At 47.6% G+C, this 18663-nt stretch carries 17 protein-coding genes; 13 read left to right on the forward strand and 4 right to left on the reverse strand.

Annotation, left to right across the window (positions count from 1 at the left end; genetic code table 11):
• The first annotated feature begins 47 nt into the window (after positions 1 to 47).
• Positions 48 to 833: a siderophore-iron reductase FhuF gene (gene fhuF, locus MPHASIOC01_RS23600; RefSeq protein ID WP_353613403.1), complete on the forward strand. Its 786-nt coding sequence runs from the start codon at positions 48 to 50 to the stop codon at positions 831 to 833.
• A gap of 194 nt (positions 834 to 1027) precedes the next feature.
• On the opposite strand, the gene MPHASIOC01_RS23605 is transcribed toward fhuF, so the two are convergent.
• Entirely contained in the window at positions 1028 to 1687 is a 660-nt protein-coding gene (locus MPHASIOC01_RS23605) for a helix-turn-helix transcriptional regulator (protein ID WP_064598639.1), read from the reverse strand.
• A 759-nt stretch (positions 1688 to 2446) separates the two neighbouring features.
• On the opposite strand from MPHASIOC01_RS23605, the gene MPHASIOC01_RS23610 reads away from it, so the two are divergent.
• From MPHASIOC01_RS23610 to MPHASIOC01_RS23635, 6 genes are all read left to right on the forward strand, one after another.
• Complete coding sequence (locus tag MPHASIOC01_RS23610) at positions 2447 to 3223, forward strand: threonine/serine exporter ThrE family protein (RefSeq protein WP_064598636.1); 777 nt, start codon at positions 2447 to 2449, stop codon at positions 3221 to 3223.
• A complete protein-coding gene (locus tag MPHASIOC01_RS23615; protein WP_064598633.1) occupies positions 3214 to 3687 on the forward strand; it encodes a threonine/serine exporter in 474 nt (157 codons plus the stop codon). Before MPHASIOC01_RS23610 ends, MPHASIOC01_RS23615 begins: the two co-directional genes overlap by 10 nt.
• Before the next feature lie 260 nt (positions 3688 to 3947).
• Positions 3948 to 4376 carry an organic hydroperoxide resistance protein gene (locus MPHASIOC01_RS23620; RefSeq protein WP_064598630.1) on the forward strand — a complete coding sequence of 143 codons (429 nt, stop codon included), beginning with the start codon at positions 3948 to 3950 and terminating at the stop codon, positions 4374 to 4376.
• 178 nt (positions 4377 to 4554) lie between these two features.
• A complete protein-coding gene (dnaT, locus tag MPHASIOC01_RS23625) occupies positions 4555 to 5100 on the forward strand; it encodes a primosomal protein DnaT (RefSeq protein WP_353613404.1) in 546 nt (181 codons plus the stop codon).
• A 2-nt stretch (positions 5101 to 5102) separates the two neighbouring features.
• A complete protein-coding gene (dnaC, locus tag MPHASIOC01_RS23630) occupies positions 5103 to 5846 on the forward strand; it encodes a DNA replication protein DnaC (RefSeq protein ID WP_369936274.1) in 744 nt (247 codons plus the stop codon).
• 88 nt (positions 5847 to 5934) lie between these two features.
• The gene (locus MPHASIOC01_RS23635; protein WP_353613405.1) at positions 5935 to 6417 is read left to right on the forward strand and encodes a DUF2501 domain-containing protein; all 483 of its coding nucleotides are present in this window, start codon (positions 5935 to 5937) and stop codon (positions 6415 to 6417) included.
• A 122-nt stretch (positions 6418 to 6539) separates the two neighbouring features.
• Here MPHASIOC01_RS23635 and tnpA read toward each other — a convergent pair whose 3' ends face one another.
• Entirely contained in the window at positions 6540 to 6998 is a 459-nt protein-coding gene (gene tnpA, locus MPHASIOC01_RS23640) for an IS200/IS605 family transposase (RefSeq protein ID WP_353613406.1), read from the reverse strand.
• 765 nt (positions 6999 to 7763) lie between these two features.
• Here tnpA and opgB point away from each other — a divergent pair.
• The gene (gene opgB, locus MPHASIOC01_RS23645) at positions 7764 to 10052 is read left to right on the forward strand and encodes a phosphatidylglycerol--membrane-oligosaccharide glycerophosphotransferase (RefSeq protein WP_353613407.1); all 2289 of its coding nucleotides are present in this window, start codon (positions 7764 to 7766) and stop codon (positions 10050 to 10052) included.
• 45 nt (positions 10053 to 10097) lie between these two features.
• On the opposite strand, the gene MPHASIOC01_RS23650 is transcribed toward opgB, so the two are convergent.
• The gene (locus MPHASIOC01_RS23650) at positions 10098 to 11936 is read right to left on the reverse strand and encodes a diguanylate cyclase (protein ID WP_197499280.1); all 1839 of its coding nucleotides are present in this window, start codon (positions 11934 to 11936) and stop codon (positions 10098 to 10100) included.
• Between the two features lie 290 nt (positions 11937 to 12226).
• Between MPHASIOC01_RS23650 and MPHASIOC01_RS23655 the strand changes: the two genes are divergently transcribed.
• Positions 12227 to 13543 (forward strand): D-serine ammonia-lyase, encoded by a 1317-nt coding sequence (locus MPHASIOC01_RS23655; RefSeq protein WP_353613408.1) that lies wholly within the window; start codon positions 12227 to 12229, stop codon positions 13541 to 13543.
• A gap of 32 nt (positions 13544 to 13575) precedes the next feature.
• Here MPHASIOC01_RS23655 and MPHASIOC01_RS23660 read toward each other — a convergent pair whose 3' ends face one another.
• Positions 13576 to 14094: a gluconokinase gene (locus MPHASIOC01_RS23660; protein WP_064598614.1), complete on the reverse strand. Its 519-nt coding sequence runs from the start codon at positions 14092 to 14094 to the stop codon at positions 13576 to 13578.
• A gap of 214 nt (positions 14095 to 14308) precedes the next feature.
• Between MPHASIOC01_RS23660 and idnD the strand changes: the two genes are divergently transcribed.
• From idnD to MPHASIOC01_RS23680, 4 genes are all read left to right on the forward strand, one after another.
• Positions 14309 to 15340 (forward strand): L-idonate 5-dehydrogenase, encoded by a 1032-nt coding sequence (idnD, locus tag MPHASIOC01_RS23665; RefSeq protein WP_353613409.1) that lies wholly within the window; start codon positions 14309 to 14311, stop codon positions 15338 to 15340.
• A gap of 22 nt (positions 15341 to 15362) precedes the next feature.
• Entirely contained in the window at positions 15363 to 16127 is a 765-nt protein-coding gene (idnO, locus tag MPHASIOC01_RS23670) for a gluconate 5-dehydrogenase (protein ID WP_064598608.1), read from the forward strand.
• A 79-nt stretch (positions 16128 to 16206) separates the two neighbouring features.
• Positions 16207 to 17526 carry a gluconate:H+ symporter gene (locus tag MPHASIOC01_RS23675; RefSeq protein ID WP_353613410.1) on the forward strand — a complete coding sequence of 440 codons (1320 nt, stop codon included), beginning with the start codon at positions 16207 to 16209 and terminating at the stop codon, positions 17524 to 17526.
• 106 nt (positions 17527 to 17632) lie between these two features.
• Positions 17633 to 18631, forward strand: a complete 999-nt coding sequence (locus MPHASIOC01_RS23680; protein ID WP_064598604.1) for a LacI family DNA-binding transcriptional regulator — start codon at positions 17633 to 17635, stop codon at positions 18629 to 18631.
• Positions 18632 to 18663 lie beyond the last annotated feature (32 nt).

Here is an 18663-nt window from a genome sequence, read left to right on the forward strand (position 1 = left end):
GTTAGTATTGGTAATTATTATCATTAATATTTACATTACTAACCACTATGGCTTATCTTGCGTTTCGCGAACCAGCAGAAAAATGGGAAACAGTTCCCCGCTTATTCCCCCGCACCCTGTCTGACAAAGTAAAGATAACCTTTACGCGCTATAGTCCATGGTTTAATGATTTTATTTTCCCGGGCACCTCTACGCCCTCAGGCACCCTGACGCTGGCTGAGTGGTCGCAGCCAGCGGAACTGGCCGCCTTACTGGAACGCTACGCCAGCCATTGTTACCGTGATACGCCCGAGAAAAAACAGCAGAATAAGCCCCTGCTTTCTCTATGGGCTCAATGGTACACCGGGCTACTGGTTCCCCCTCTGATGCTGGCGCAACTGACCATGCCATGCTCTCTTGACCTCTCACCAGAACGGGTCCGTGTGCGTTTTCATGAAACAGGCCGGGCAGAAAAATTCTGGCTGAATGTTCAGCCAGCACAACACAGTGCACCACAGGATGCCATTGCCCGCATAGAAGACCTGATAGAAACCGGGATCACTCCTGTGGTCTCCGCCCTGGAAGCAACCGGCCATATCAACGGCAAGCTTGTCTGGAGCAACCTGGGTTACATTGTTAACTGGTTTCTTAATGAAATGAGCAAATTCCACTCCCAGGAAGAGCTCAATACACTGCATCACCACTGCTTCTGCTCAGCGCAATTACGCACCGGGCGTGCTAACCCACTTTTTCGCACCATGCTGGAACGGGAAGGTCAGTGGGTACGGCGCACATGCTGCCAGCGTAACCGCCTGCCGGGCGTGCAACAATGCGGTGACTGCACACTTGCATAAGTGTCAGTAAGCCGCGACAGACTGGTTGTAGTTGCGCTTGCCTCTGGGGCACACCCTGCTGAACCCGTGCAGATTACCAGAGTAAGGTGCCTGCCATTAACCGGTTATACAAACAGACACTGGTTTGCGGGAAAACACAAATGGGCCACAAAGGCCCATTTGCAGAAATGCGACGACAGACTGGTTGCCATGCCTCAAAACTCAGTAGAGAGCTCTACTTTTCCGGCTTCACTGTTAATCCATGCATACATATCAGCATTGCTTCGCAGCGATAAACGACGCAAGGCACTCCGTTTCTGCGCGCTGATCGTTTTATTGCTTTTTTGCAGCACATTCGCCACCTGGTTCACTCCAAGCCCACGCCCAAGCAAGCGCAAAACACGTTTTTCCGACGCTGTCAGTTTATATTGCCCCCTGGTTGCCCGGAGGTTGCCGCACGCGTCAGTGTCTACATCTGTTTCCCCAGAGGAATACATACAATCCAGAAGTGGATGCAACAAATCTACCAGTTCAGATTCAGGAACCAGTAAAGGAATCAAATGGATATTGGGTAAGCCATGCCATTTTTCATATTGTTGCTCATCTGCAGAGATCAACATTACCCACTGGCATCTTTGCCCACTATGAACACTTTCCAAATAGTGATAATAAACATTATCACTTTGTCTTTCATCGGAAAGATCATAAAAAATGATATCGTTATTAGTGGTTATACTAACCTGACCATCGAGTTTTTCATCAAAAACATTCAGATTAATATTATCGAAATTTCTTAAAATCAACGTTTCAATCCCGGCTGCGATTATTGCTGAACGACTAATAATCACACCGTCTTTATAGCTTCCTGCTGTCATATTTTTCTCCTGTTGATATCTGAAATCTATACCCTGCGTCGTTTCTGATGACTTACAGAGCCCTATGCAACTCTGGCATTTAAAATGACATTAATTTTTAAAAATCAATTAACTAGAAAAAACCCACATCATCATGATAACGATGGGCACCAGAAAACCGCATGACACGGAGTACAGACCTGGATAAGTTGAATAGAAAAGACATAACTTTAAAAAACCAGAACTATATTTAAATACAGAACCTGTTCAGATGAACATTATGCCTATAATCCCACGCCACACATGAATAAAACCTAAACACTACGCAATATGCAGCAAGATGAATACAACCAGGGTGCTTTACAATTATAACACGGCACATTTAAGCAAATAATTAATAGACCACAGTAAAAAAGTTTTGATGGAATATTCCTGGCTGGAAAAGTCAAAAAGTAAAAAAATCATTAATACAACGTTAAAGAAAACACACATTCAGGACATAAATCACCTCCACTGCCCGGGCACACTTTCCCGTGTAACTTTTACTCTGCCATCATCAGCAAAATGTTCACCAGACGGTTTCCCATTGCAGGTAAATATCTTAAATTGAATAAGTGTTGAACGGAGAAACCTTCTCACTAACAGTGCCTGTACATCTTAAAACAGGTCATACACCCGGCAGTTTGTGCGGGTAGCCGTTCTGCACAAAATCTCCGGCACCTCGCGTGCGCATTGGTAGCCGCGCTTTTATCTCTACTTTTGGTTTTAGCAGGTCTGAAAATGGAAGCAATAGCGGTTAAACAGCGTGAAGTAACCCGGCTGTGTATTCAGTGCGCACTCTTTCTGCTTCAGCACGGCGCAGAAAGCGCACTGGTGGAAGAACTCTCCGGGCGTCTGGGCAAAGCCCTCGGAATGGATAGCGTGGAAAGCGCTATTTCAGCTAATGCCATTGTTCTGACCACTATCGTTGATGATCATTGTCTGACCTCCACGCGCAAAAATATTGACCGCGGGATCAATATGCATGTCGTTACCCAGGTACAGCACATTGTCATTATGGCTGAACACAAACTATTGGATGATAAAGACGTCAGGCGCCGTTTTGCTCATATCCGCCCTTTGCGTTATCCCCGCTGGCTGGTCGTGCTAATGGTGGGGCTCTCTTGTGGGTGCTTTTGTAAACTGAATAATGGTGGTTGGGATGGCGCTTTTATCGCTTTCCTTGCCAGTAGCGTTGCTATGTTTGTTCGCCAGGTGCTCACTCACCGCCATTTCCACCCTCAGATTAACTTTTGTATCACCGCGTTTGTTGCAACAACGCTATCCGGGTTATTGCTTTCCACTCCTTTGTTTCGCAACACGTCCACCATTGCCATGGCGGCCAGTGTTTTACTATTAGTGCCGGGTTTTCCATTGATTAATGCCGTTGCTGATATGTTCAAAGGCCATATCAATACCGGTCTTGCTCGCTGGGCTATGGCAAGCCTGCTTACCCTGGCAACCTGCATTGGTGTGGTCACGGCACTGGCACTGTGGGGGTTACGCGGATGGGCATAATGACGTTCTTATTGAGTCTGCTGCAGGATATGGCGCTGGCCTCTATTCCGGCAGTCGGTTTTGCCATGGTATTCAACGTGCCACTCAGAGCATTGCCTTACTGTGCTTTGTTGGGAGCCATTGGTCACGGAGCCCGGTTTATTCTGATGCACTTTGGTGGCAACATTGAGTGGAGCACATTTCTCGCATCCATTCTGGTCGGCTGCATTGGAATTCAGTGGTCGCGCTGGTACCTGGCTCATCCCAAAGTTTTCACTGTTGCGGCTGTCATACCCATGTTTCCAGGTATTTATGCCTATACCGCCATGATATCCGCAGTAAAACTGAGCCACTTTGGCTACACACAACCACTGATGATAATGCTGGTGACCAATTTTCTGAAAGCCGCATTTATTGTCGGTGCGCTATCTATTGGTTTATCCCTGCCTGGCTTATGGTTGTATCGCAAACGCCCACGGGTTTAACCGGCGGCGGGTTTTCACCACAAATCACAAAGTTGTGCCAGGATTGATAGAGCTTAGGTGAAATAAAAAATAACTTGCAATTAAATAGTGCACTATTTAAATTATCGACAGAGCAAGGCTGAACTGTCGCGCGCAGGCAATCAACATTGTGCCCTGCAGCCCAGAGATTCGGGAGCTATCGACGGCATCGTTTCAGTCACTTTTATCACCGCCAGATAAGTCGCTTACGACTTAATAGCGAAATATACAAAGGAGTAAACATGTCTTTAGAACAAGTGGTTTACCGGGCAAAAGCAAAAGCCACCGGGGGCCGTGACGGCCGCGCTGTTTCATCTGATGGAGTACTGGATGTCAAACTCGGTGTGCCAAAAGAAATGGGCGGAGCCGGTGGTGAAGTTACCAACCCCGAACAACTTTTTGCCGCTGGTTACTCGGCATGCTTTTTAGGCGCGATGAAATTCGTTGCTGGCCGCGATAAAATCGCTCTGCCAAAAGAGGCCTTTATTGAAGGTGAAGTGGGCATAGGCCCGATTCCTGACGGCTTTGGCATTGAAGCTACGCTGAATATCCACCTGCCCGGCATGGACAGTGCTGAAGCCAAAAAACTGGTTGATGCCGCTCATATCGTCTGCCCGTATTCCAATGCCACCCGCGGTAACATTGATGTGACGCTGAATATCATTAACTAAGTGTTGTTACCACGGCAGCCAGGCCGCTTGTGCGGTCTGGCGCTATCTGTTTTTCTCGTCACACTGATTCAATGCTTTCCTTTCAATCTGTCCCACAGGTTATGCTACTATCTGCTGGTATGTTCCCGTTCTTTTTTGCCTGAAAGGGCGCAGTCAAATTCAGCTTTGAGATGGTGTTATGTCTTCCAGAACGCTTACCCCGGATGTTATTGGTCTTGATCAATTTAATGATGACCCGCTTTCTGCTCTGAAGCAGGCGGAAAACGGTGCTATTGCTGTTTTCCATAACAACCGCCCGGCATTCTATGCACTGACACCGCAAAGGCTTGCTGCACTGTTAGCTATTGAAGCGGCACAACAGCAACCCGTCCCCCAGGCAGATATTACTCTGGATGACTCACTTTTCAGTGACGCCCCTTTACTCACCGGCCCGGTTCCCCTGGGGAAATTTGCTATGTATTCAGGCTGGGCGCCGGATGCCGATTTTCTCCGCCAGGCTGCATTGTGGGGCATTATATTAGCCACACCCGTGGCGGCAGAGGAACTGGCGGCATTCACAGCATACTGGCAGGCGGAAGGCAAAGTATTCCATCATATTCAGTGGCAACAAAAACTGGCGCGCCATCTGCAAATCAGCCGTCAGGCCAACGGCAACACAGCACGGCGGGACATTTCGCAAATATCACGTCCGGACGAAAGCATTCCTGACGGTTTCCGGGGGTAATGATGGTAAAAAAAGCAACCGACCTGCTATCCCGTGTCCGGCGCCATATTCCTGATGGCGTTCGCCCCGCGTTTACCACACCCCAGGAGTGGCACCAGTGGCAACTTGAACAAGGCCGACAGCGCTCGCTGGCGCTCGCACGGGAAAACCAGGCGATGAAAATGCAACGCACCTTCAAGCGCTCAGGCATTCGTGAATTGCATATTAATTGCTCGTTTGATAATTATCTTGTCGAGTGTGAAGGCCAGGCTCTGGCACTGGCGCGTGCACGTAAGTATGCCGATGAATTCGAAGGAAACATTGCCAGCTTTGTCTTTTCAGGCAAACCCGGCACCGGGAAAAACCACCTGGCTGCAGCCATTTGCAACGCATTGTTATTACATGGGAAATCTGTACTGATTATAACCGTGGCAGATATCATGTCGGCGATGAAAGGCACCTTCAGTGAAGGGGCTGAAACCACAGAAGAGCGCCTGATAGAAGACCTGAGCAGAGTGGACTTACTGGTCATTGATGAAATTGGTGTCCAGACAGAATCCCGTTACGAAAAAGTCATTATTAACCAGATTGTTGACCGGCGCTCTTCTTCCAAGAGGCCAACAGGCATGCTTACCAATTTGAATATTAACGAGATGAACCAGCTATTGGGCGAGCGGGTAATGGATCGTATGCGGCTGGGCAACAGCCTGTGGGTCATTTTCAACTGGGACAGTCACCGCAGCCGGGTTACCGGAAAAGAGTACTAAAATCCGAATTATTGGGCAGGCAGCAGCACTGCCCGAAATCAGGTTTATACTAGAGCCACAATGATTGGCTTCCCTGATGGATTTTCTTATGAGCGTTAACCAACCTGTACGTCTTTCTCTTGCGCTAGCCTTTGGGCTGGTATCGGCAACAGCCAGCGCCGTAAATCTGCAGCAACTCTCCAGCTCAGCAGAGCAATTAATGGGCAGCAGCACTGGCAGTGCGAACAATAGCAACACCTCTTCACTGACCAGCCTGCTGAGCAGCAGTAATTCCCTGAGTGCGGGAAATATGAACAATGCGGCGGGAATACTGCAGTATTGCATGAAACAAAAACTGGTGAATGCAACCTCCGCAGATAACGTAAAAAATCAGTTACTTAATAAGCTTGGGCTGGAAAACCAGAGTAGCAGCACCTCACAGGATTACCAACAAGGGTTAGCTGGCCTGCTGAACAGCAAAGAGGGTCAACAAATTAACCTTGATTCACTGGGTAATTCAGAACTGGGTAAAAAGGTGAAAGCCAAAGCCTGTGATTTGGTACTGAAGCAGGGAGCCAGTTTCATATCTTAACTTACTGTATAAAAAAAAAATATCCTCCGGCATAGCCGGAGGTTTTTCATATGCGCCTGTAAGGCTCTGTTACCAGCCGCGCCCTAACAGGCGCATCGCGATCTGACATTTGCATCTAACGATTACTTACTGCCCGTGAACGGGCTGCCCGGATAAGGGATTGACAGCTGTTCCCCCATTTTATCCTCTGCAAACTGGTGCTTTATGTATTCTTGTATCCTGGCCGTATTTTTCCCTACCGTATCAACGTAATACCCTCGGCACCAAAACTCCCTGTTTCGGTATTTGAACTTCAAATCCCCAAACTGCTCATAAAGCATCAGGCTGCTTTTTCCTTTCAGGTATCCCATAAATCCCGAGACACTCATCTTGGGTGGGATTTCCAGAAGCATATGGATATGATCCACACAGCATTCCGCTTCCAGAATATTCACGTTTTTCCATTCACACAGCTTTCTTAAAATACTGCCAATTACTCGCCGTTTTTCCCCGTAGAACACCTGTCTTCGGTACTTCGGCGCGAAAACTATATGATATTTACAGTTCCATCGCGTGTGCGCTAAGCTCTTTTCGTCCCTCACTGGGACCCCCCTTTTGATTTCTTGTTGAACGTTTGCAGTTGCCAGACCGCAACCTGTTTTAACAAATCAAAAGGGGTTTTTATAACTGGCCCAAAGCTGAAAGCTTTACTGAACCCCCAGCCTAGCTGGGGGTTTTCTGTGCACAAAGAAAAAGCGCAGAAATCTGCGCTTTTTTTCTCAAATGCAACGCGCTGTTCAACTATCAACGCCGTTTTACACGATGCCGCACACGATCTGTATCCAGCATACGTTTACTGACTTCACGATAATGTTTGAAAAAACAAAACATTACGAAAGCAAACAGTCCCGCAAGACTAATAATATATAACCACATAAAGGTATCCACGATTGCTGTGCGGAATAAAGGGAAAATATCCCCAATAAAGTTGCAGTAATGTAGCATGGAGACCTTTCAGATTATCCTGAGGAAAGTCTGAAAATCATTATGTTTTAACATGATATCTTGCTAAAGAAGATCAGACAAAACCGCACTAATCCAGATTAAACACTAAAAAAAAACCTGTTTCAGGGGATAAGTCCAGAATAAAGCGCCACACCACAATAAACTTTCCTGGCTAAATCACTAAGGGAAGTCCGAAGTTTCTCTGTTTGATGACATACCCACATACACATTAAAAAAACCTCTTACTGCAGCACATTTTTGTTGCAGAAAAATTGCACGGCGTATTAACTCAGGCTAGATTAGGCTGCCCAGGATAGTCGCTCGCCTGAAGAGCCCCCGGGTATTCAGATGAGGAACCCGTAGTGTCAGAAGTTATCTCGTTTTTTCTGTTTGTCGCATCTATCGTTGTTTATACGTGGAAGGCTGGCCGCCACACCTGGTGGTTTATCTCTACGATTGTGGTACTTATTGTCTTTGTTTTGCTGAATATCGTGCTTTATGCCAGCAATTATTTTACTGGCGAAGGGATCAACGATGCCGTGCTGTACACTCTCACCAGTAGCCTCACAGGTGCAGGCATACACAAATATATCCTGCCGGGTATCGCTCTTGTTGCGCTTCTGGTGGGCCTTTTTTTCGGGTTGTCCTGGTTGTTACGCCGCCGTAAATACGCACCACATCACCGTGGCTACAGCTTGCTGGCGTTAATTCTGGCGCTGGCCTCTGTTGATGCCAGCCCGGCATTTCGCCAGCTGTCTGAACTGGTGAAATCCCAATCCCGTCAGGGTGACCCGGATTTTGCTGTTTACTATAAAGAACCCAACAAAGCGATTCCTTCCCCTCATCTGAATTTGGTGTACATCTATGGGGAAAGCCTTGAGCGCACTTACTTTGATAACGAGGCATTTCCCGGCCTGACGCCTGAACTTGGCGCACTCAAGCAGGATGCCATTGATTTCAGCAAAACCGGTCAGCTACCGGGCATGGACTACACCATCGCAGGTATGGTGGCGTCACAGTGTGGCATTCCCCTTTTTGCGCCATTTGAAGGTAATTCATCGGCCTCGATGTCCACTTTTTTCCCACAAAACATTTGCCTTGGCGACATTCTGAAGAATTCTGGCTACGAAAACTATTTTATGCAGGGCGCCAATCTACGTTTTGCCGGGAAAGATGTATTCCTCAAATCTCACGGTTTCGACTACCTCTACGGTTCGGAAGAACTCAAGCAGAGAGTCAGTGATCCGGCGTATAAAAATGACTGGGGTTACTACGACGACACCGTACTGGATGAAGTGTGGCAGCAGTTTGTCACGCTATCCAGCCAAAATAAACGCTTCGCTTTGTTTACTCTGACAGTGGATACTCACCACCCGGATGGGTTTATTTCCCGTTCCTGTACACGCCGCAGTTATAAAATAGACGGTAAGGCAAATCAGTCGTTCAGCGCTGTCACCTGCAGCCAACAGCATATCGCCGCGTTAATTGAAAAAATCAAAGCATCGCCCTGGTTTAAGAACACTGTCATCGTGGTGTCTTCGGATCATCTGGCAATGAAAAATACCGCATGGCCCTATCTCAATAAACAAGACAGGGAAAATCTGTTCTTCATCATTCGTGGAGACAAACCTACGCAACAGCTGGTTTCCGTGAAACGTAACCCCATGGATAACGGCGCAACCGTGCTGGATATTCTGGGTGGAGATAACTACCTCGGCTTAGGGCGCAGCAGCCTGTCCGGGCAGTCGCTCTCTTCGCTCTTTTTGAATATGAAGGACAAAATCCTCGCCTGGAAGCCAGACGTGATTCGCTTGTGGAATTTCCCAACGCATATTGACACCTTCAATATTGATAAAGGCAAAAACACAATCAGTTTCTCCGGCAGCACCTTCCGCCTGCCGTTACTGTTACGCGTGTCCGACAAAAAAATCGAGCCATTGCCAGAGAGTGAATATTCCGCTCCATTGCGCTACCAACTGGCAGACTTCGCGCCCCGGGATAACTTTATTTGGGTTGATACCTGCTACAAAATGGCGCGCCTGTGGTCGCCAGAACTCGCGCTTTCCAGCGATTTGTGCGTGGCGCAAGGGCAGTTGGGGGGCCAACAACAGGTTCAGGCAGTCAACACTCAGGCCTGGCAAGGCAAGGCTCATTTCCCTGACACTGTCATTGATATGGCGCGTTACCGGCAAAATATCGATAAGCTAAAAATTGTCGATAATGACATCCGCTACAAAGCAGACAGTTTCATTTTCAATGTAGCCGGGGCACCGGAAGAAGTGAAAAGCTTCACCGGAATTTCCCGCCCGGAAGCATGGGGGCGCTGGTCTAATGCCAATATCTCTCCTGAAGTGAAAATTGAATATACACGGCCCTTGCCAGCGCACTTTGATGTGGTGATTAAGGCCAAAGCCTATGGCCCCAATATCAACCAGCCAATTCCAGTGCGTGTAGGTGACCAGGAACAGGTTCTGACTGTCGGTGATACCCCAGTCACAACAACATTGCGCTTTGATAACCCGGGCAACAGCAGTACGCTGACCATTACACCGCCAGCACCGCAGGAATCCAATATGGACAATATCCTCGGGCACTCGCCGCGTAAATTAGGGGTTGGTCTGATAAGCGTGGAAATTGTCCCGTTATCCTGAACAGGCTCAGCAAGGGCCCTGAGCCCTTGTTATCTGCCCCCGATGTTACGGCCCACAAACCTGGTTACGCCCGGCAGATTTCGCCTGATAAAGGTTGGTATCTGCCCGTTGTACCCAGTCATCCATTGAGGCAAACTCTGGCTGCCAGGGTGCCACACCAATACTTACCGTAAATGAGACAGAAACTGCTTCCCAGTCAAAGGAATAAGCTGCAATTGCTGCCCGTAGCCGCTCCATTGCCAGGCAGGCATCCCGCGTCGTCACATCCCGCAATAACACAATAAACTCCTCGCCACCCAGCCGGGCCACCAGATCCGTGCCCCGGGTATGCGTCTCCAGTAAGCGTGCCAGTTCCTGCAATAAAGCATCGCCCGCCAGGTGGCCATATTTATCATTAATCCGCTTGAAGAAGTCCACATCAACCAGCGCCAGGCAATGCCTGGACATCCCTTGTGAAGGTAAGTTGAGATCAGGCAAAGCATGTAATGATTCAAAAAAAGCAATACGATTTGGTAACCGGGTCAACCCGTCGTGGGTGGCGTTGAAGCGTAACCGGTCTTCCATTTCCGAACGTTTGTCTTCGAGACTGCGGGCCCGAATGAGTGTTCCCAGGGTGGTGACTATCGGTTTCAGTTGTGCGACCAGATCGTCATCCATCCCTTGTGGCCTGTTCGCCAGGGCTATCATACCTACAGGCTGCTGATTAAACACAATGGGAATACCCAGGAAATTATGCAAAGGAGGATGGCCCGGAGGAAAACGGCGTTTTCCCGGAAATGCTGGCACATCGTTCACACATATAATTTTGTTGTGCGTAATAACTTGGCCAAACATGTTATCCAGCCGGTGAAAAATCAGCGCGTTATTCGCCCGCATCTGCTCATCAAACCACTGAGTAACAGAGTCATTCCACGATATATTTGAAATAGCCGGAATATGTAAAGACAGCCCTCCTTCGGTATCCTGCACAATACCAATAAAGCCGAATTCACACTGGGTCATATTCAGTAATGGCGTGAAAACATGGTCACAAGCCGAAGCCAGGTCGTGATCGTGCAAAAAACGGTTCTGTGCATCCAGTAAAATATCCAGTAATGCACGTTGCTGAACCATTTTCTTTTCATTCGCTACATGCTCAGTAATGTCATGAGCATACTTCACTATGCGGCACAAGCGGCCTTCAGAATCAAAGATAGGGTTATAATTGGCCTGGATCCATAATGGCTGGCCGTTCTTACGGATTCGTTTAAATCGCCCTTTCCAGCCTTCACCACTGCGCAACGCTTTCCAGAAACGCTTGTATCCGCTGGCAGATACTTCATCTTTGGCACACAAAAAAGCATGATGGCGCCCCACCAACTCACGCTCAGTGTACCCCGTCATCGCCAGGTAATTGTCATTGGCACACAGAATGAAACCGTTTTTATCAAATTCAATCACACCCTGAGCACTATCGAGCGCCTGCAAACGAGCATGATATTCCACATACATCAATTTTTCTTGAGTAATGTCCATTGCCATCATCAAAATACTTTGTAATTCATTATTTTTATTCAGTACGGGTGAATAAGATGCATGTAGCCACACAACACAATCATCATGATGGCAACGTTTAAATTCGCCACAGGTAATATTCCCGGCCAGCACATCCTGCCAGAAAACATCACCGTAACCATGACTTAATACAAATTGCGAATGGTTAATATTCGCCATTTCTTCAGCATGAGAGAAACCCATTAAATTAGCAAACTGTTGATTTGCTGAAATAACATTACCGGACAAATCAAACTCAGCCATCGCCCAGCCACTATCAAGTAATAGCTGACTGGAATCACCAAATGAAACAATGTGTTGCTCATAATTATTGTGCTGTGTTGTCATCATCGTTTTGCCTGAAAGCATTACTTAAGCCAAATAGAGAGAATGAAGAATCATTCCCCATACAAAGTTATTTTTTCTTACCATGGCTTTTAATTGAGTATGGTTTAAAATTGTATTTGCGCCACTTACAACGGCTTCATAAAAAAACAATATTCATCTCTGATAATATCCGGTACTTAATGGATTTTTTGCCTGCGACCCGGAGAACTGTGCACGCATATACACCTGCAATGTGAAAAAGTAAGAGGATAACTGCTATGCTCCTTTTATCCTTGAGCAATAAGGACACAGTCATGACAACAACGATTGCAATGCTACGTGAAACCCGCCCTTTACTGGATGACCTGGTTGCAATGAAAGAAACGGTTTGGTGCAACCCGGATATCACCTCCGCCGAAGAAGGGCTGCGCTATAGTGGGCTGACCCGCAGGGATGTACAGAGCGCAGAGCAACGTCTGACACGTTTTGCTCCCTGCCTGAAACAGCTCTTCCCGGAGACAGCGGCTGCCGAGGGTATGATTGAATCGGAACTGGTTGACATACCCGCTCTCAAGGCAGCCCTGAACCAGAAATATGGTCACGCGGTGCCCGGCCGGGTAATGCTAAAAAAGGACAGCCATTTGCCTGTTGCCGGGTCGGTAAAAGCCCGGGGAGGTATTTATGAAGTGCTCACCTGGGCTGAACACCTGGCTTTTCGTACCGGGTTACTCAACCCTCATGACGATTACAGCAAACTGGACAGCGATGTGGCCCGCCAGTGCTTCAGCGATTACGAAATTGCCGTCGGCTCCACAGGAAACCTCGGGCTGTCTATTGGTCTGATGGGGAAAAAACTGGGATTTCGTGTCACTGTGCATATGTCTGCCGATGCAAAAGCATGGAAGAAAGCACTACTGCGGGAATGTGGTGCTAATGTCATTGAATATCAGGATGATTACAGTGTGGCCGTCAGCCATGGCCGGGAAGCGGCCAAACACCATGAAAATACATTGTTTGTTGATGATGAACATTCACGTACTCTGTTTCTGGGGTACGCCGTAGCTGGCGAGCGCCTCAAAAAACAGTGTGATGAACAAGGTATTATTGTCGACCATGAACACCCGCTATTTGTCTACCTGCCATGTGGTGTGGGTGGTGCACCGGGTGGAATCAGCTTTGGGCTGAAACTGGCGTTTGGCGATAATGTGCACTGTTTTTTTGCTGAGCCAACACACTCACCCTGTATGTTCCTTGGCGTGTATAGCGGCCTGCATGACCAGATAAGTGTTCAGGATATTGGCCTTGATAACCATACCGTTGCTGATGGACTTGCTGTTGGCCGGGCGTCTGGTTTTGTCGGTAAAACGATGGCACGCCTGATTTCAGGGTATTACACTCAGTCTGACGAAACGTTGCTTTCCCTGTTGGGCGATGTCTGGCGCCATGAAAATATTTTTCTCGAACCTTCAGCTGCGGCAAGTATTTCTGGCCCATGGGTGACTGCGGCTGAAAGTGCCAAATCCTTCAGCGCGCAACAACTGGCTGGTGCCACCCATATTCTTTGGGCTACAAGTGGCGGCATGGTGCCACAAGCGGAGCGCGAAGCATTACTACTCCAGTCGGGCCAGTAAACCTTCCGGCCTGCTCCACCGCAGGCCGTAATTCACTCTGGATTCAGGCTCTGTAGCACAGCGATACAACGCGCAGTAACCTCTTCAACAGTGGCATTCACATCTACAGCAAACACATCTGTCTCATCCGCCTGAGGCTCCTCCAGTGTGGCAAACTGGCTTTGCAATAATGTCACCGGCATAAAGTGCCCCGCCCTGTCAGCCATACGAGAGTAAATTGTTTCATAATCACCCTTTAACCACAGGAATATAATATTAGGGCTGCCTTCACGTAATTTATCGCGGTAAATTCTTTTTAATGATGAACAGACAATAATTCCCACTTCATTTTTCTTATAAAGGCTATAAGAAACATCATTTAACCTTGCTAACCAGGGAAAACGGTCATCATCATTTAGTGATTCACCACGAGACATTTTATCAATATTATTTCGCGGATGAAGATCATCACCATCAATAAACTTTGCGGGTAACTGCTGTGCCAGTTTTGTTCCCACCAATGATTTACCACTACCAGAAACGCCCATTAAAATAATACTTTTCCCCGCCATTATTCGACTCCCAGCGATTGAATTGCCAGAATACTAACTCACCAATGGTAATGTCATACACCCTTTTTTCAGCCACGTTTCAGAATTTATGGCTTCATCACGTTATGCGTAACATTGTTTTGTAACAGCCATACAATGTGACAACGGTCACAAATAAACATCAAAAAAGTGCGTTTTAATGATTTGTGTCAAAACCAATCAGAGAATGCACATCATGGAAATTACGACCAGGTCCTGTGTTGTTTCAGGCAAAGAAGACGTGTCAGTTATTCAGCAAAATGTTATCTGGAATAACCAGGAAACTTTAGTAGAAATAGTGCGTGGTGGTATTTGCGGGTCTGACCTTCATTATTACCAGGAAGGTAAAGTAGGTAATTTTCAGGTTAAACAACCTATGATTCTTGGTCATGAAGTTATTGGCCGTGTGGTAGCAACAGACTCACCTGACTTACAAAAAGGACAGCGCGTTGCCATTAATCCATCGCGCCCTTGTGGACAATGTAAATATTGTCTTAATCACGAGGAAAATCAGTGTACCACCATGCGATTTTTCGGTAGTGCAATGTATTTTCCTCATGTTGATGGCGGGTTCACACAATATAAAGTGGTTGATACTGCACAGTGTGTGCCCTATGCCGAGCACGCTGATGACAAAATAGTCGCCTTCGCGGAACCCCTGGCTGTCGCTATTCATGCCGCTCACCAGGCGGGGGAGTTAGAAGGTAAACGTGTGTTCATCTCTGGTGTGGGGCCAATAGGATGTCTGATTGCCGCAGCGGTTCGCACCCTTGGCGCTGCTGAAGTGGTGTGCGCCGACATCAGTGAACGCTCACGCCAACTGGCGCAAGAGATGGGCGCAACACAAACTGTGGATGCCAAAAACGGTGATTTTACTGCCTGGGAAGAAGAGAAAGGCTATTTCGATATCGCCTTTGAAGTTTCAGGTAATGCAGCATCGGTACAACGCTGTATTGCAGTTACCCGTGCTCGCGGCGTGCTGGTACAAGTTGGTATGGGCGGCAATATTCCTGATTTCCCGCTAATGAATATTATTGCCAAAGAACTGGTTCTGAAAGGATCATTCCGTTTCACCACTGAATTTTCCACCGCCGTCAACTGGCTGAGCAATAATACTATCAATCCACTCCCGCTGCTGTCTGCGGAATATCCATTTACTGATCTGGAAAATGCACTTAAATTTGCCGGCGATAAAACCAGAGCAGCGAAAGTCCAACTTGTTTTTTAATACCAATACAGGACATTACATAATGAACGATTTATTTTCTCTTCAGGGAAAACGTATTCTTATTACCGGTTCAGCCCAGGGAATTGGTTTCTTACTGGCAAATGGTCTGGCGAAATATGGTGCGCAAATTATCGTTAATGATATTACTCAGGAACGAGCAGAAGCCGCAGCCAATAAACTGACTCAGGCCGGTTATGTGGCAAAAGCGGTGGCTTTTAATGTCACCAATAAAGCAGATATTGATAAAGCCGTCAGCCAGATTGAACAAGATATTGGCCCCATTGATGTACTGATTAATAATGCCGGGATCCAGCGCCGCCACCCATTTACCGAATTTCCGGAACAAGAGTGGAATGAGGTTATCGCCGTCAACCAGACTGCTGTTTTTTTGGTTTCTCAGGCAGTCACTCGCCACATGATGGAGCGCAAAGCAGGCAAAGTTATCAACATCTGTTCTATGCAAAGTGAATTAGGCCGGGACACCATCACCCCCTACGCGGCATCCAAAGGCGCAGTAAAAATGCTTACTCGCGGCATGTGCGTAGAACTGGCCCGCTACAACATTCAGGTCAATGGTATTGCTCCTGGTTACTTCAAAACTGAAATGACCAAAGCGCTGGTTGATGACCAGGCATTCACTGACTGGTTATGTAAACGCACACCGGCCGCACGTTGGGGTGACCCTGAAGAATTAATTGGTGCTGCTGTGTTCCTGTCAGCTAAAGCGTCTGACTTTGTAAACGGCCATCTATTGTTTGTCGATGGCGGCATGCTGGTCGCAGTCTGATTTTACTTATTAACCCTTTCCCTATATATGCGGGCGGTTTTACCCACCGCCCGATTAACCATAAAAGAGATAAAACATCATGCCACTGATTATTATCGCCATAGGCGTAGCGTTGCTGTTATTGCTTATGATTGGTTTTAAAATCAACGGCTTTATTGCCCTGATACTTGTTGCGACCGTCGTGGGCTTTGCAGAAGGAATGCCAGCCCATGACGTTATTCATTCTATTCAATCCGGCATTGGCGGAACCCTTGGTGGTCTGGCCATGATTTTAGGGTTTGGCGCAATGTTGGGGCGCCTGATTTCCGATACGGGCGCAGCACAACGCATTGCCACAACACTCATTCACTCATTTGGCCGCGAACGCGTTCAATGGGCGCTGGTTATCACCGGTTTAGTGGTTGGGCTGGCCATGTTTTTCGAAGTTGGCTTTGTTCTTTTATTGCCACTGGTATTTACCGTTGTTGCCGCATCACGTTTGCCGTTGCTGTATGTCGGCGTACCAATGGTTACGGCGCTGTCCGTCACGCATTGTTTCTTACCACCACATCCAGGCCCAACGGCTATTGCTGCCATCTATAATGCCAACCTGGGTACAACATTGCTGTACGGTATTATCATCACTATTCCAACTGTAATAGTCGCAGGCCCTATATTTTCGCGCTTTCTCACCAAATATGAAAAAACACCGCCTGAAGGGTTGTTCAACCCACATCTGTTCACTGAAGAAGAGATGCCGGGCTTTTGGAACAGTATTTTTGCCGCCATTATCCCTGTGGTACTGATGGCAATAGCCGCTATTTGTGAGATAACACTGCCCAAAGAACACCCCGTCCGTGTATTCTTCGAATTCATTGGTAACCCAGCCGTCGCGCTCTTTATCGCAATTGTGATTGCTGTCTTTACCCTGGGTTTGCGCAATGGCCGGTCTCTGGAACAGGTGATGAACATCACTGGCGATTCCATTGGTGCTATCGCAATGATTGTATTCATAATTGCTGGCGGTGGCGCATTTAAGCAGGTTCTGGTAGATAGCGGTGTGGGGAAATATATCGCTGACCTGATGAGTGGCACCACACTCTCGCCGTTATTGATGTGCTGGACGGTAGCCGCAGTGCTACGTATTGCTCTGGGGTCCGCAACCGTTGCCGCCATTACGACAGCAGGGGTTGTACTACCTATTATTGGTGTCACCCATGCAGACCCGGCGCTTATGGTGCTGGCAACCGGGGCTGGCAGTGTTATCGCCTCCCATGTGAATGACCCGGGCTTCTGGTTATTCAAAGGTTATTTTAACCTGAGTGTCACAGAAACATTGAAAACCTGGACAGTCATGGAAACACTGATTTCATTTATGGGTCTGGCTGGCGTTCTGGCCATTAACGCAATTATCCACTAATACAGACAACGGGTGGCAGGACGCGTATTCCGGGCAAAACCTGAGCAGGTCGTCTGCTTTTGCCACCCGGCTCATTCCACTGGCAGGCGAGTGTTATCCAAACATCATGAGAAACCATCGCATTTCATTACAGGATATTGCTACGCTGGCAGGCGTCACAAAAATGACCATCAGCCGTTATCTGCGTACGCCGCACAAAGTTTCACGGGAGACCGGAGAAAAAATTGCCAGCATCATTGAAGAGATAAATTACGTACCAAACCGCGCACCAGAAATGCTGCTTAATGCCCGGAGCTATACCATTGGCATCCTGATTCCTTCCTTTCAAAATCAACTCTTTTCCGACATTCTGGCAGGGATTGAATCTGTCACATCGGGCCATAATTACCAGACACTGATAGCAAATTACAATTACTGCCAGCATTCAGAAGAGGAACAGGTTATCAACCTGCTCTCTTACAATATTGACGGTATTATTCTCAGTGAAAAACACCATACATTACGTACCAGCAAGTTCCTGCGTGCGGCAAAGATCCCCGTGGTTGAAGTCATGGATACCCAGGGTAACAGGCTGGACATGGAAGTGGGGTTCAACAATAAACTGGCCGCTTACGATATGGTCAATACTATGCTGGAAAAACGCCAGCGGAAAAAAATTGTCTACCTTGGTTCAAAAGACGACGTCAGAGATGAACAACGTTTTCAGGGCTACAGTGAAGCTATGGCAGAAGCCGGGTTACCTTGCCTGCGCATCAACCCTCACTCTATCTCATCTATTCATCTCGGCTCCCGAATGCTGCAAGATGCACTGGCACAATACCCCGATTTAGACGGTGTATTTTGTACCAATGACGACATTGCGATGGGGGCTTTACTGTGGTGCCACATGCAAAATATCTGTGTACCGCAAACCCTGTCAATTGCCGGTTTCCACGGGCTGGAAATGGGTAAGCGCATGATACCAAGCCTTGCCAGTGTGATTACTCCCAGGTTTGACATTGGCCGCACTGCGGCACAGATGCTATTAAAGAAAATAGAGGATGACGAAATAGTGGGTAACAGTGTTGATTTGGGCTACCAAATCTATATGGGCGATACCTTGTGAAATGGCGCCATTTTCAGATTGATGAAAAAGAA

This window comes from Mangrovibacter phragmitis (assembly GCF_040429585.1).
Classification (GTDB): Bacteria; Pseudomonadota; Gammaproteobacteria; order Enterobacterales; family Enterobacteriaceae; genus Mangrovibacter; species Mangrovibacter phragmitis.

Bases quoted from the DNA above. Each gene is read 5' to 3' on its own strand.
- idnD (WP_353613409.1), top strand. From the start codon at position 14,309: ATGGAAATTACGACCAGGTCCTGTGTTGTTTCAGGCAAAGAAGACGTG.
- MPHASIOC01_RS23655 (WP_353613408.1), top strand. From the start codon at position 12,227: ATGACAACAACGATTGCAATGCTACGTGAAACCCGCCCTTTACTGGAT.
- MPHASIOC01_RS23675 (WP_353613410.1), top strand. From the start codon at position 16,207: ATGCCACTGATTATTATCGCCATAGGCGTAGCGTTGCTGTTATTGCTT.
- MPHASIOC01_RS23650 (WP_197499280.1), bottom strand. From the start codon at position 11,936: ATGATGACAACACAGCACAATAATTATGAGCAACACATTGTTTCATTT.
- MPHASIOC01_RS23660 (WP_064598614.1), bottom strand. From the start codon at position 14,094: ATGGCGGGGAAAAGTATTATTTTAATGGGCGTTTCTGGTAGTGGTAAA.
- MPHASIOC01_RS23610 (WP_064598636.1), top strand. From the start codon at position 2,447: ATGGAAGCAATAGCGGTTAAACAGCGTGAAGTAACCCGGCTGTGTATT.
- dnaT (WP_353613404.1), top strand. From the start codon at position 4,555: ATGTCTTCCAGAACGCTTACCCCGGATGTTATTGGTCTTGATCAATTT.
- MPHASIOC01_RS23615 (WP_064598633.1), top strand. From the start codon at position 3,214: ATGGGCATAATGACGTTCTTATTGAGTCTGCTGCAGGATATGGCGCTG.
- MPHASIOC01_RS23680 (WP_064598604.1), top strand. From the start codon at position 17,633: ATGAGAAACCATCGCATTTCATTACAGGATATTGCTACGCTGGCAGGC.
- MPHASIOC01_RS23635 (WP_353613405.1), top strand. From the start codon at position 5,935: ATGAGCGTTAACCAACCTGTACGTCTTTCTCTTGCGCTAGCCTTTGGG.
- MPHASIOC01_RS23605 (WP_064598639.1), bottom strand. From the start codon at position 1,687: ATGACAGCAGGAAGCTATAAAGACGGTGTGATTATTAGTCGTTCAGCA.
- fhuF (WP_353613403.1), top strand. From the start codon at position 48: ATGGCTTATCTTGCGTTTCGCGAACCAGCAGAAAAATGGGAAACAGTT.
- idnO (WP_064598608.1), top strand. From the start codon at position 15,363: ATGAACGATTTATTTTCTCTTCAGGGAAAACGTATTCTTATTACCGGT.
- dnaC (WP_369936274.1), top strand. From the start codon at position 5,103: ATGGTAAAAAAAGCAACCGACCTGCTATCCCGTGTCCGGCGCCATATT.
- MPHASIOC01_RS23620 (WP_064598630.1), top strand. From the start codon at position 3,948: ATGTCTTTAGAACAAGTGGTTTACCGGGCAAAAGCAAAAGCCACCGGG.